Genomic DNA, 13,836 nt, shown 5'->3' with positions numbered 1-13,836 from the left:
TCCTTTCAAAGACCATACAGAACTTCAACATCACTGCCGAAGAACACACTAATAATTCTCAATACTTTAGTTTAGGCGATATGAACACGCAGGCAGTTATCCGCAACCACAACCACCGCAACCACAACCCCCAGAAGCTGGCGCACCAGAGAGTCGACGCTCTACCTCAGATAATTCTTCGTTTGAAAACTCATCCTGATTCTCCACAGGCTCCATCAGGTTCTGACGCTGACCAATATCCGGTGCCCCAGAAGGATTCTGAGAAAGACCCGCTAACGTTGCAGCAAAACCTGCCGGAGCCGAAGGCTTTGCAGGGGGAGCCGACTCTGCGGCGACAGGGCCACAACCGGCAGCAGTCGCCGACACCTTTTTCTGTTGCACACTACGAGCGCGCGAAAAACGCTGTAACTGTTCAGCATCAGGATAGTGGTAAGAAACTTTCACTTCGCCATCAACCAACAAAATAGGAAGCACGTCGGTGCCCGATATCTCAATCTGATCAGCTACCGGAACGCACTGCGTAAAAGCGCTCGGATAAGAATCTGTTGAATAAACAACAATATCTAAACCTTCATCAAGGAGTTGCTGAGCTATCCTAAGAAACTCCTCACGTTCTATATCTTGCGGGTCGTCAGGATTCTCTCCCGGAGCGGGAATAAACACCTCAAGTTCAGCATTTTGTACAGTATCAGCCACAATTCTCCTCATCATGATAGAACTCGTATCAACGTTACCCGTGCAGAAGATACTTTGTATATAACAATGTCGAGACAAGCTAAGAACGCGTAAAATTTCTGTATCTATGAGTGGCTAAATACCACTCAAGAGTGTTCCAGGTTACTCTCATGGTGTGTAGAGAAACAACATACGTCCAAAGGAGAACGATGTTTGGATTCAGACGAAAAAAGCGAACAGCCACGCTCTCAACCGCATCATATACGCCAGAAGAACTCTTCTCGCCAGTACAAGGAACATATAAGCCACTAAACCTTGTCGGAGACCCAGTATTCTCCAGCGGGCTACTAGGAGAAGGCTACGCCGTAGAAGCGACAGAAAAAACCATCAACGCACCCGTGAGTGGACGTATCGTTCTCATTCAAAACACCCTCCAAGCATGCGCCATCTGCACACCGCAAGGGGCAGAAGTGCTCATACACATTGGAGTAGACGTCGCCCAACGAAACCACTACGGGCTCAAAGCGTTAGTCGAAACAGGAACTCAGATTACCGCCGGAGAACCCCTACTGCGCATCAGCAGAGAAAAAGAATACGCCTCGACACCACTGCCAGAAGTCATGGTCATGGTCACCAACATGAAGAATTTCGGCGTGAACATCACCAACAATGACGTACGTGAGGTCTCCAGCGGAGAGCACATCGGCTACACTAAGCCACGATAAAACCCGTGACCTAACCGAGGAAAAACTTTTTAACCGCAGCTTTAAGAACACTCTCCGGTTCAGACTCTGCAAAATGACGTCTCTTCGGCTCATCACGCTCTGCCTCAAGATTCTTCTCCTGAGTAGAAACAGGAAGTGACTCATCTGAAGATGATGATGACGCCTCTGTCTCAACAGCAGAAGATTCTTCGGTATCGCCAAAAGCATGAGTTGCAAAATCTTGAGCAAACTCTTCCTGAGATTTTTGCTCATTCTGCTTGGTATGCCGTAAAAATTCATCAACCTGCGAACGATAAGATATCGTAACTTGCTCAGAAGCAGCAGACTCTTCAGCAGGTAGGAAATCATCTGAAAGAACCTGAGAAGATGCAGGCTCTGTAAGAGAATCCATCGTCACTGCTGGAACAGCCTGCTCCTGCTGTGGTTGACTCTCGTGCGTGCTGTCATCTTCTTTGACAGTGGTAGAGCTCGTCCACTGAACAGAAGAAGAACCAACCGATACGCCCCAACTCTTACCGCGCTCCTCTTCGCTGACCCAGTTGCCAGTCACAAAATCTGAGAACGAACGAGCAAGAAGACGAGGCGGCTCTGCAATACGCGGGTCACGGCTAATAACCTGTCCCTTTGCGCCAGAGGCCCCAGGGGCAAGATCTACCGCATAAAGAGTATCTGTATCATGGGCAATTTCTACCCACAGCCGATGAGATAACAACGGCTGTACAATATCGCTCGGTTGCGCTGGAATACGTGGAAGCTGAGCATCTGCAAGGTCGCTCGTACCAAAATCTTCTTCAATATGTGATGCAAGGATATCCCCGTGGGGTCCGTCCGCAATTTTTCCATCACGCACCGTCGAACGATAAAAACGTAGCTCCGGCAGAGTAATACCCCCACGTTTTTTGATGATGTAATCAATATCTGACGGTGAATAACCCTTGCTATGTCCCAAACGTGTCAATGCACGATGAAGGGCTAAACCGTCATTCTTCGTGGTTGGGACAGAATCTAAATCTCCGGGGTCAGACTTAACAGTCTCAACATCAGAGTTGTTGTGAGAAGCAGAGGTGTCGATACTAATCGTAGCGTTAGGGGGAATAACACCACTATTTCGCAACTCTTGAGCAGTCACAAGAAAGTTCTGCGTGAGTGTGGCGTCAATAATGATATTTCCGCCGTCGTTCGTCAATGAAAGTTCAACTATTTCACCGCGAGAGCTATGAAGGTGCGCGTGAATAGGCTCTTGTGCCTGCTGTGAGTAATTCTCTAGAAGTGAGGTCAGAGCCGATAAATCTACAGTGTTTGTGGGGGAGCTATTCAAACTCATGGGGTCATTTTCTCATACCGTCGCATTGTGTACAGACTCTTGCGATAGGAAGATTAAAAATACCTTCAACAAAAGCCATTAATATCGTGATAACGGTAGCAAAAATAATAAAACCTCGCCAAAATTGCCTTAACGCATTAGGTTGGGGTGTGATAGAAGAATCATCATCTTCCCCCTATCATTCCAACATTCAACGAAGAACATGGAGAAAAGGACTAACGTGAACACCGCAATTACCGAACTCATCAACAAAGTACCCACCGGTTTGCTCATTGGCGACCAGTGGAAAGAAAGCTCCACCGGAGAAACCTTTGACGTGTTCAACCCTGCAACTGAAGAAAAACTAGCAACTATTGCCTCAGCAACTTCTCAAGACGCTACTGAAGCGTTAGACGCCGCATATAAAAACAAGGGGTGGGTTGAAACTCCTGCACGTGAACGAGCTGAAATTCTTCGTCGCGCCTACGAGCTCGTCACAGAACGCGCTGAAGACTTTGCGCAACTTATGACACTTGAAATGGGTAAACCGCTTGCAGAAGCTCACGGAGAAGTAAAATACGGTGCTGAGTTTCTTCGCTGGTTCTCTGAAGAAACCGTTCGCAACTACGGGCGATACGTTAACACACCCGAAGGAACAAACCGTATCCTCACCTCCCGCAAACCTGTTGGTCCGTGCTTGCTCATCACCCCATGGAATTTTCCTCTTGCTATGGCAACACGCAAAGTCGCCCCAGCTATCGCCGCTGGCTGCACCATGATTCTCAAGCCAGCACGACTCACCCCTTTGACCGCACAATACTTTGCGCAAACAATGCTCGATGCTGGACTCCCTCACGGAGTACTCAACGTCGTACCCTCAGCCTCAGCATCTGCTATTAGCGCACCCCTGCTTGCTGATTCTCGACTGCGTAAAGTGTCCTTTACTGGATCAACAGAAGTCGGCAAAAAACTCCTCGAACAAGCTTCCGCAAATGTTCTGCGCACCTCCATGGAACTCGGCGGAAACGCGCCATTTATCGTCTTTGACGATGCTGATATTGATGACGCCGTCAACGGCGCAATGGGCGCAAAGATGCGAAACATGGGTCAAGCCTGCACCGCTGCAAACCGTTTTATTGTGCACGAATCAGTTGCTGAAGAATTCACTGAAAAATTTGCCGAAAAAATCCGTCAGATGAAAGTCGGCAACGGCATGGATGAAGGGGTTACTTGCGGTCCTCTCATTGAAAAGAAAGCACAAGAACAGATGAGCGAAAAAGTTGCTGACGCGGTAGCTCACGGTGCTCGTATCGTTGTGGGCGGTCACGCAATAGATGGTGCAGGATATTTCTTTGAACCAACCGTGTTAGCTAACGTTCCAGCAGAAGCATCTGTGATTCGTGAAGAAATCTTTGGGCCTATTGCACCCATTATGACCTTTAGCGATGAATATGAAGCTTACCGCATGGCTAATAACACCGAATACGGGCTTGCCTCCTACGTTTACACTAAGGATTATCAGCGTCAACTGCGTGCCGCTGACCACCTAGAATTTGGTTTGGTGGGTTGGAATGCTGGGGTTATCTCTAACGCGGCTGCACCCTTTGGCGGAGTTAAACATTCTGGTTTAGGTCGTGAAGGAGCCGCAGAAGGCATCGATGAATACACCTACACGCAATATATCGGAGTTAAAGACCCCTACGCTCTTTAGAAGATATGCTGTAAGTAATGTACGTCACCCCAAGACACAATGAAGGGTTCACCCCATGAAACGCCTACAACACTTCATTAACGGAGAATTTATCGACTCTCTTTCAGTCGAGACACTCGATATCGTTAACCCCGCAACCGAAGAAACCGTCGCACAATCACCTATTGCAACAGCAGAAGAGATCGAAGCTGCCATGAGCGCCGCTCGTGAAGCCTTCACTAGTTGGCGACGAACCACCCCATCACAACGACAAAAATACCTCCTTGAGCTGGCAACAGCCATGGAAGAAAACGCCGACAAACTGGTTGAAGCGCAACACCGCAATACCGGTCAGCCACGAGAAATCATCCGCAACGAAGAAGTTCTCGCCGGTGCAGACCAAATGCGCTTCTTTGCTGGTTGCGCACGCACCCTTGAAGGCAAAGCAGCCTACGAATACATGGCCGACCATACCTCCTATGTTCGCCGTGAACCCGTAGGTGTTGTTGCCCAAGTCGCCCCATGGAACTACCCGCTCCTAATGGCCGTGTGGAAACTGGGGCCAGCTTTGGCGGCCGGTAATACCGTTGTTCTTAAACCCTCGGACACTACCCCAGAATCCACTCTGGTGCTGGCCCAGCTCATTCAGAATATTTTCCCTGCCGGCGTGGTGAATGTACTCTTAGGAGACGCAAGTGTTGGGGCTCAGATGGTAGAACACCCCACCCCGTCCATGGTCTCTATTACCGGTTCAGTGCGTGCAGGCCAAGCAGTCGCCGCAAGCGCCGCAAAAGACCTCAAACGTGCACACCTTGAACTTGGTGGTAAAGCTCCCGCCATTGTTTTCGCTGATGCAGATTTACCTCGCGCAGCTCGTATGCTCACCGAATTCGGGTACTTTAATGCTGGTCAAGACTGCACTGCTATTACTCGTGTTCTTGTTGAAGAGTCTGTCTACGAACAATTCCGTGCACTGCTGGTGCAAGAAGCCGAAAAGATTACGACCGGAGACGCAGACGACTCAAAGAACTATTATGGCCCGCTCAATAACGTCAACCATTTCAAGACGGTTATGCAGAAGCTAGAGAACCTTCCTGAGCACGCGGTTGTTGATACGGGCGGTGTTCGTTGCACTGAACGCGGATACTTCATCGCCCCCACGGTGATTAGTAACGTCAAACAGCAAGATCCTATCGTCCAAGAAGAAACATTTGCTCCGGTTCTGACTGTGCAACCTTTCAGTGATGAGGCAGAAGCTCTAGAACTAGCTAATGACGTCTCGTATGCCTTGGCCTCTTCTGTGTGGACAAACAACCATGGTGTTGCCATGCGCATGTCTCGTGACCTGGATTTTGGTGCTGTATGGATTAACACTCACGTCATGCTCACCGCAGAAATGCCACATGGAGGATACAAACTCTCTGGATACGGCAAAGACCTCTCCCTGTATTCAGTAGAAGAGTACACCCGCGTCAAACACGTGATGAGTGATATGAGCGTGTAATTCCTCTACGGCGGGAGTCTTTAGCTCCTGCTTGTGAAGTGACTGAACACAAAAGCTGCCGAGAAGAGCCCCAAACGTTTCACGTGAAACGTCAACTCTTCTCGGTTGCTTCCTCTAAGAGAAAGTACATCAATGACAAACATAACCTACCGCCTACCACAAGAAATCAAACTCAACGGCACCTTCCCCGGTGAACACTCACAACAACTAGCACAACGACGCGCAGACGCCGTACCCGCCGGAGTCGCCTCCACCGCACCCATCTACGCACAAGACGCAGACGGCGGAGTAATCCTCGACGTCGACGGAAACTCCTTCGTAGACCTCGGCTCAGGCATCGCCGTGACCTCCGTAGGCGCAAGCGCCCCACGAGTAGTCAAAGCCATCCAAGAAGCCAGCGAACATTTCACCCACACCTGTTTTATGGTCACCCCCTACGAGGGATATATTGCGGTAGCAGAAAAACTCAACGAACTCACCCCCGGTAACTTCCCTAAACGATCCGTCCTCTTCAACTCCGGCGCAGAAGCCGTAGAAAACGCCGTAAAAATCGCGCGCGCAGCAACCGGACGTAACGCCATCATCGTTTTCGACCACGCATACCACGGGCGAACCAACCTCACCATGGCACTCACCGCAAAAGCCACCCCCTACAAAAAAGGCTTTGGCCCATTCGCACCAGAAATCTACCGTGTTCCCATGAGCTACCCCTACCGTGACGGTGAAGAACTCACCGGCACACAAGCGGCACAACGAGCTATCGACATCATCGAAAAACAAGTCGGAGCAGAATACATCGCCGCCGTGCTCATCGAACCCATTCAAGGTGAAGGCGGATTCATCGTCCCCGCAGAAGGATTCCTCTCTAACATCGCACAATGGGCAAAGAGCAAAGACATCGTCTTCATCGCCGACGAAGTACAAGCCGGATTCTGCCGTACCGGACGATGGTTCGCCAGCGAATATGAAGACATCGAACCAGACCTCATCACCACCGCAAAAGGCATTGCCGGTGGTATGCCATTATCAGCCGTTACCGGACGAGCTGAACTCTTCGAAAAAGTGCAACCAGGCGGACTCGGCGGCACCTATGGCGGAAACCCTGTCGCCTGCGCCTCAGCTCTCGCCACTATTAAAACCATGCAAGAGTGGAACCTCAACGAACGCGCGTTACGTATTGAACAACTCATCCGCCAAAAACTTGAACCACTCGTCCACGAACTGCCTATTCTTGGTCAAGTACGTGGACGCGGCGCCATGATGGCACTAGAGTTCGTTCTCGACACCAACTCACAAGAACCACACCCGCAAGCAGCACGAGATATTGCAAGCTACTGCCTAGAACGCGGAGTGCTTATCCTCACCTGCGGAACATATGGCAACGTTGTACGCCTATTACCTCCTCTAACCATCCCAGAAAATCTCCTTGAACAGGCATTAGATATTCTGGTTGAAGGTATCCGCTCAATCTAAAACATTCCTACACTCTAAAAGTGTTGTCCCCGTAGCGCGCATGCTACGGGGACAACACTTTAACAAGAAAAACTGCAATCTTCAGAACCACACCTGAAAACTTACCAGCAACTGACTAACGATGAGACACCTTCTCCACCGAGAGAACCTTAAACGTTGAAAGCGGTTTTTCTCCCTTACCGCAAGACTCACGTGCCGGAGCAGTCTTCGTTTTAGCTGTGACAACAACCCACGAACGACCATCCTCATGGCGAACAATAGAGCGCTGAACACCCTTATGCGCGGACGAAAAAACTTGAGAAGACCCAGTATCCTGCCCACCATGAAGCAACGCATACTTCTCACGACGGTACTGCTCTTTAACCTCACGATACCGCCGATTAAGCTCATTGAGCTCTACCAGCTCTTCAACACATGCCTGACCATAAGACAACTTTTTGCGTAGAACCTTCGCCCGCGCCTTCTGCTCACGCCACAGTCGACTCTTACGCAACCGCGCATACTTCTTCTTCAACTGCCGATACTCTCGAGACTTCTTAAGACTCTTCTTTTTCTTTGAGGACTTCTCACTTTTAACAGAAGAAAACGACAGCTGAGAAATAGTAGGCTCTTCTCCACCCTGAGCAAGATACTCACGAACAGCAACCTCTGCCACCTGATGAACCGCCGCAAGAGAAGAACAACCACGAATACCAGCCAACGATGGAACCTGATACTCCTCTAAAGACACCACCGCCATAAGAGCAGTAGCAGGAGTCAACCGACCATACATATAACCAGCAGGCAACACCACACCGGTGGGAGCTAAACGATGCCCACCAATATGCGAACACTCCCAAACCGTCTCCGGAGGGCGAACCTGCTTGAGATACTGTGCAATAGGCCGTCCTGCTAACGCGCAACACCGATCACGCTTACCATGAGTACACAAAAATATGAGACTATGAGGAACCTTCTCAACACCCTTAATCTTCTGCGGTGAGTGCAACGGAAGAGAGAGCATCTTCTCTAAATGAGGAACCTCAAAACGGTACGTGCGCTGCTTCCCCTGTGCACTATTAACAATAAAAATGCGGTGTATTTGACGCTTCTGCTGAGATTGACTTCCACGTGAAACCGGCTCCCTAATAAACAACAGCTTATATCCGCGAAGTTTTTTAACCTTACGCGCAATTCTTCGAGCAAGTGCAGAATGAACACTGCCCCCTTTGAGGATATCTCGCCCCCACTGCCCTGGCACCTCAACACCAACCCATCCACGGGTACGTGTAGCCGTCCCATAAGTTTCCCCCTCAACATTCTGAGAACAAGACTCTGGTGGAAGAACAGGGAAACGGATAGTAGAAAGAATCTCCTCATGCGAGCATGGTGGGAGGGAGAGGGCGGTAGTCATATCTTCAGCTTAGCTGGGTATGCTAAGAGAATCATATTTGTTTTGAGGAAAGGCACAGAAAATGAGTCAGGACAACCTCAGCTCATCTCATCAACATAATCCACCAGTTCGGGTTGATGTGTGGTTGTGGTCTGTACGTATCTTTAAAACACGATCCTTAGCGCAGAGTGAATGTAAAGCAGGGCACGTACGTATCGACGATAGCGCTGTTAAACCCTCGCGAACAGTAAAACCGGGAGACGTGATACGTGTACGATACCCCGGATATGAGAAGGTCCTGAAAGTTATTCGTACCATTTCTCGTCGAGTAGGCGCACCTATCGCGGTAACCTGTTACGAGGACTTATCCGAACCATACCCATCATATTTATTGCGTGGCGGTGTTCCCCGCCGTGAACCTGGCGCGGGGCGCCCAACAAAAGCTCAACGTCGTGAACTCAACAAACTTCGAGGATACGAAAAATCTTAAAATCTGATACTCAACCTATAGAGAGGAAAAGCTCTCTTCCGTCGACTCACCCCTGCCACTAGGATAGAGCGAGTGATACATGAAGAAACCCCAAACTACCGGTTAGCAAACCTCAACGACGCACCCATACTGCACACCTTCGCACAAAAGATGTTCCCTGACGCAACACCGTCCTACATCCCCCAAGAAGCAGTACAAACCTTCATCAACGAAAAACTCTCACAAAAAATCTTTGAAGAATACATCCGTTCAGAACACTACCAAGTAGGCATCCTCGAAAAGAACAAACAACCTGTCGGGTACACCGTCCTCTGCACCAACACCGCCGAAAACCCCGAAATCGTTGCAGAAGCAGCATGCTTAAGCAAGTTCTATCTAGACCCATCCGTACGCGGCAACGGAACAGCCCAAAAAATGATGGATGCCGTCTGCGAACAAGCGCGACAAGCAGGATTCACAACACTATGGCTCGGCACCGCAAAACTCAACATACGTGCCAACAAATTCTACGAAAAATACGGTTTCCGTATCGTCGGAGAACGCAAATTCTACCTCACCCAAGACATCTACGGAGACGACGTCATACGCCGTTTCAACCTCTAAACACCTGCCCCACACAAGTAGAGTAAAGATTATGTCAGCTACCCGCCCTGCACCCTCCAATACCTTGCACCGACAAATCCTTCACTTAGCAATACCAGCCTTTGGCGCACTCGTCGCTGAACCGCTCTTCGTCATGGCTGACTCTGCCATGATCGGACACCTCGGCACCGACAAACTAGCAGGACTCACCCTCGGCTCGACCATCATCCAAACAGTCATAGGGCTAATGGTGTTCCTCTCATACTCCACAACACCAGCAGTTGCCCGAGCCTACGGAAAAAATAATCTCGCTCAAGCCTACGCTGTAGGACGAAACGCGCTCTGGGTCGCCCTCGGACTAGGGGTACTACTTGGCATCTTAGGGTGGGTTTTCTCTCAACAGCTCTTCACCGCATTAGGAGCAGACACCGTCACCACCATCAACGCCCAAGAATACTTACACCCCTCACTACTTGGACTGCCCGCCATGCTCGGTGTACTCGCCATCGTAGGGGTGCTACGAGGTTTACAAGACACAAAAACCCCGCTCTATGTTGCCACCGTCGGCGCGATTGTGAACATCGTCCTCGACTGGGTGATGATTTACCTTCTGGGGTGGGGACTTGCCGGCTCTGCTATTGCTACCGCCACCGTACAATGGGGCATGTTCGCTGTCCTCAGTGTGAGTTTGTGGCGGGGTATCACCCGATACGGTGTGCAACTTGCACCCGAACTTTCGGGGCTTCGCCACGTATTTGCTCTCGGCTCATGGCTCATGTTGCGCTCGCTTTCTATGCGAGTGGCGTTACTCGGTACGGTTATTGTTGCCACACATCAAGGGCAGACAGCTCTTGCAACCTATCAGCTCACCATGAGCTTTTTTAGCTTTCTTGCTTTTGCGCTCGACTCTTTGGCTATCGCTGCACAGGCTCTTTTAGGTAAAGAACTGGGTGCGCAGAACCTCAACACGGCACAAGGAAAGAACGCTGTTCTTGATCTTAAAAATGCTTTGGTGCGGTGGAGTCTTTATTTTGGTGTAATTACAGGAATTTTCTGTGCACTCATCGGTTTTACCAGTAGCTGGATTTTTAGTTCTGACCCGCACGTTCAACACCTTTTTGTGTTGTCCTTATTAGTTGTGGGACTCACCCAACCATTAGCCACATATGTTTTTGTTCTAGACGGGGTGCTGATGGGCGCAGAAGACATGCGTTATCTTGGCATTGCTTCACTCATTGTTTTAGGTGCCTACGTGCCGTCACTTCTACTCGTTGACGTCCTCACCCCGCTCATGGGGCAGAGTGCGGCCTTTATCGCTCTATGGTTAGCGTATTCTACGGTTTTCATGGGTGCTCGTGCCGTGACTCTTGGCCGACGCGCTCGCACTGAGATATGGGTTCGGTAGGATGTGCAATAAAAATATTTGAACTAATTTTGAACCTTTATGATATATTGACTTGCGTCACACATGAGCGGTTCTGTTGTCAACGAACTTTGAAAATATAAATAATCACACAAAGTGTATTTCGACGTTGACAGTGGATGTTCAATATCTTTTGAGCAGGTAAAGAGATGTCATCCCGTAAAAAAGTATTAAAAATAATATTAATATCTATCTTTATACTTTCAGGATTTATTGGTTCAGTTTCAGAATCAACTTACGATATGTCCTTCGCTAAAACCGCTCTGGACATATCTGATAGCGTTATAGCAATCGGTTGGATATATTTTGCAGGATATCTTACTGAAGCAGTAGCATCAGCAACTTTAGGGTCAAAGATAGACGCAATTGGTCCCATAAAAGCAGTCATAATATTTACTTCATTAGCTTCTTTGCTGCTTATCACTGCTGGTCTATCTAACCTCATATTTGGTGTTACCAGCATTATTCTTATAGTACTTTTAGCTGGAGCTATCGACTTTATTAATCAGTTAGTTGGAATTGCTCACGAATCAGCACTTCCCGAAGTCTTCGGCGATGACGAGAGAAGTCTCATCCAATTTTCCGGTCTTGATTCATCGGTTCGGTCTATATCATCTATCGCCGCACCCGTTATATCCGGCGCAATTATTTTCGACTTCCCAGGATTTAAGTCATTAATTATTGTAGGAATACTCTATGGGCTAAGTTATACCTTACTTGTTTTCTTCTTATCAACGGTCAAAAACCAGCAGATGGGAGTAACTATTGGACAGCAGGCACACTTAACAGAAAAGTCTGAGCATAACCAGCAGGAAAAATTAGATGGAACTTTAGAAGAAAAGCCAGCAGAGAGTACGAGTCTTCCTAACGGTTTCCAGCAGACGCTATCTTACATTTTAAGGTCACCGTCGTGGAGATATTTCCTTGTGATTGACACGTTAGCTACGGTTGCCATATCCACAGTTCTACTGCTCCTATTCGCGCTATTGGTACACGAATTTACCTTAGACACATCTTCTGCTGGTTTAGTTTTAGGAGCTATGGCTCTAGGATCTTTTATCGCGGCATTTTTTATTGGAAAATCTACAAAAGATACTATTTCCAAATTATTTGGTATTGGATGTTTTATCACCGGTTTAGGAGGTGCCATCATTGCTCTATCCTACGGAACACTAAGCATTGCTATGGTTGGGGCATTTATCTTAGGGTTCGGTAGTGTCTTTCAGTTGAGAGGGATGACCCTTCTTATCCAGCTCAATGCGCCTCAAGGAAAAATTGCTGCTTGGTTCTCCGTCATAGATACTGTTGAACTAATTTTCAATGCAATAACAATAATTATTGCCGCATATATCATGGATAAATTTGGTGGAACACCAGTTTTCCTAGTTGTTGCTATCATCTCAATACTATGCTCAATAGCTTGGCTAGCTATTAAAAATACTTACCACTTTACGACAGCAGCCCAACAGCAATAATGAAAGTATATTTTCACTCAACTACTCACGGTAGGCACCCATGAGAACCTAAGATGCTTGAAAACCTACATGATGACTAAGACCAAGACAAGGCTCACCACAGCCGCAACCACACTCGCAACAGCACCCAAAACAACAGCGCTCAACCCCGTCGTCATAATCTTCCGAAGATGAACATTAGTGCCCATCGCACCCATCGCAACAGTAATCAACACAGTTGACAGAACCTCAGCACCCCTCAACACGCTGCTAAGAACACCATCAAACCCCATATAGCTCAATACTGAACGCAAAAATACTGCAATAAGAAAACCCACCACAAAAAGTGGCAACAACGGTGGCCGCTTCTGAGACGACACCCCACGACGAGCTTTCTCTTGCCCCTGCCGATACCCCACATAAGCAACCAAAGGAGCAAGAAGAACCACACGACCCAACTTCGTCACCGTAGCAGTTGCCACCACATCCGTACCGATAAACCCAGCACCCGCAACAACCTGACCCACCTCATGGATAGAAGTACCAATCCAAACCCCAGCCTGCTCGGACGAAAGACCAAACTGAACAGCTAACGCCGGAATAAGAAACATCAAAAATGTTCCAAACAGTGTTACACAAGCAATAGCAGTAGTCGCAGAAGACTCCACATCCTCTTCGGAATCATCTTTTTTCTCTAACACCGCAGACATACCAGCAACCGCAGAAGCACCACAAATAGCTGTACCCGTCGCAATAAGCATACGAGAATTATGGGCAACACCCATCAAACGTCCGCACCACAACGTCACCAGATACGTGCTCAGCACCGTGACCGCAATGATAAAAAGCACGCCCCAACCTAGCTCAAGAATGTCAGGAATTGCCAGGCGCAACCCCAAGAGCACAACACCAACCCTCAAAAACGTTTTACTCGAATACGTCAAACCTGCTGAACAAGAATCGGGGATAAGACCCACATTCCGCATCAAAATGCCGAGAACAATCGCCAACAGGAGAACGCTAACAAGCTGAAACCCCGGAATAAACGTGATGAGATAAGCTCCCACTGTTAACGCAATTGCAAAGAGAATACCGTGTAAGCGGGAGGTAAAAGTACTGAACATAAACTAAACATAACCCATATC

Annotated in this window: 12 protein-coding genes; 8 read left to right on the top strand and 4 right to left on the bottom strand. The window is 48.5% G+C overall.

From position 1 onward, the window contains the following. Positions 1-96: 96 nt before the first annotated feature. The gene (locus ACN08Z_RS00895) at positions 97-696 is read right to left on the bottom strand and encodes an arsenic metallochaperone ArsD family protein (RefSeq protein WP_419102754.1); all 600 of its coding nucleotides are present in this window, start codon (positions 694-696) and stop codon (positions 97-99) included. Positions 697-884: 188 nt separating this feature from the next. Here ACN08Z_RS00895 and ACN08Z_RS00890 point away from each other — a divergent pair, with 188 nt between their 5' ends. After that, positions 885-1,400 (top strand): PTS sugar transporter subunit IIA, encoded by a 516-nt coding sequence (locus ACN08Z_RS00890; protein WP_419102753.1) that lies wholly within the window; start codon positions 885-887, stop codon positions 1,398-1,400. A gap of 10 nt (positions 1,401-1,410) precedes the next feature. On the opposite strand, the gene ACN08Z_RS00885 is transcribed toward ACN08Z_RS00890, so the two are convergent. Beyond that, complete coding sequence (locus tag ACN08Z_RS00885; protein WP_419102752.1) at positions 1,411-2,724, bottom strand: hypothetical protein; 1,314 nt, start codon at positions 2,722-2,724, stop codon at positions 1,411-1,413. A 202-nt stretch (positions 2,725-2,926) separates the two neighbouring features. Between ACN08Z_RS00885 and ACN08Z_RS00880 the strand changes: the two genes are divergently transcribed. The 3 genes from ACN08Z_RS00880 (at position 2,927) to gabT (ending at position 7,370) form a co-directional block, all read left to right on the top strand. Further along, the gene (locus ACN08Z_RS00880; RefSeq protein WP_419102751.1) at positions 2,927-4,414 is read left to right on the top strand and encodes an NAD-dependent succinate-semialdehyde dehydrogenase; all 1,488 of its coding nucleotides are present in this window, start codon (positions 2,927-2,929) and stop codon (positions 4,412-4,414) included. A 55-nt stretch (positions 4,415-4,469) separates the two neighbouring features. Next, the gene (locus ACN08Z_RS00875; protein ID WP_419102750.1) at positions 4,470-5,897 is read left to right on the top strand and encodes a gamma-aminobutyraldehyde dehydrogenase; all 1,428 of its coding nucleotides are present in this window, start codon (positions 4,470-4,472) and stop codon (positions 5,895-5,897) included. Between the two features lie 132 nt (positions 5,898-6,029). Further along, positions 6,030-7,370, top strand: a complete 1,341-nt coding sequence (gene gabT / locus ACN08Z_RS00870) for a 4-aminobutyrate--2-oxoglutarate transaminase (protein WP_419102749.1) — start codon at positions 6,030-6,032, stop codon at positions 7,368-7,370. Positions 7,371-7,485: 115 nt separating this feature from the next. On the opposite strand, the gene ACN08Z_RS00865 is transcribed toward gabT, so the two are convergent. Further along, a complete protein-coding gene (locus tag ACN08Z_RS00865; RefSeq protein ID WP_419102748.1) occupies positions 7,486-8,763 on the bottom strand; it encodes a sucrase ferredoxin in 1,278 nt (425 codons plus the stop codon). A 61-nt stretch (positions 8,764-8,824) separates the two neighbouring features. Here ACN08Z_RS00865 and ACN08Z_RS00860 point away from each other — a divergent pair, with 61 nt between their 5' ends. The 4 genes from ACN08Z_RS00860 (at position 8,825) to ACN08Z_RS00845 (ending at position 12,712) form a co-directional block, all read left to right on the top strand. Further along, entirely contained in the window at positions 8,825-9,232 is a 408-nt protein-coding gene (locus ACN08Z_RS00860; protein WP_419101202.1) for an RNA-binding S4 domain-containing protein, read from the top strand. A 72-nt stretch (positions 9,233-9,304) separates the two neighbouring features. Further along, on the top strand, positions 9,305-9,835 hold the full coding sequence (locus ACN08Z_RS00855; protein ID WP_419102747.1) for a GNAT family N-acetyltransferase: 531 nt from the start codon (positions 9,305-9,307) through the stop codon (positions 9,833-9,835). 31 nt (positions 9,836-9,866) lie between these two features. Then, positions 9,867-11,219 (top strand): MATE family efflux transporter, encoded by a 1,353-nt coding sequence (locus ACN08Z_RS00850; protein ID WP_419102746.1) that lies wholly within the window; start codon positions 9,867-9,869, stop codon positions 11,217-11,219. Between the two features lie 167 nt (positions 11,220-11,386). Continuing rightward, entirely contained in the window at positions 11,387-12,712 is a 1,326-nt protein-coding gene (locus ACN08Z_RS00845; protein ID WP_419102745.1) for an MFS transporter, read from the top strand. Between the two features lie 65 nt (positions 12,713-12,777). On the opposite strand, the gene ACN08Z_RS00840 is transcribed toward ACN08Z_RS00845, so the two are convergent. Next, a complete protein-coding gene (locus ACN08Z_RS00840; RefSeq protein ID WP_419102744.1) occupies positions 12,778-13,815 on the bottom strand; it encodes a YeiH family protein in 1,038 nt (345 codons plus the stop codon). Positions 13,816-13,836: the final 21 nt, after the last annotated feature.

Source organism: Rothia sp. P7181 (assembly GCF_048513015.1).
Lineage (GTDB): Bacteria > Actinomycetota > Actinomycetes > Actinomycetales > Micrococcaceae > Rothia.
Note: the sequence above shows the minus strand (reverse complement) of the source record. Positions and strands in the feature narration are given on the sequence as shown.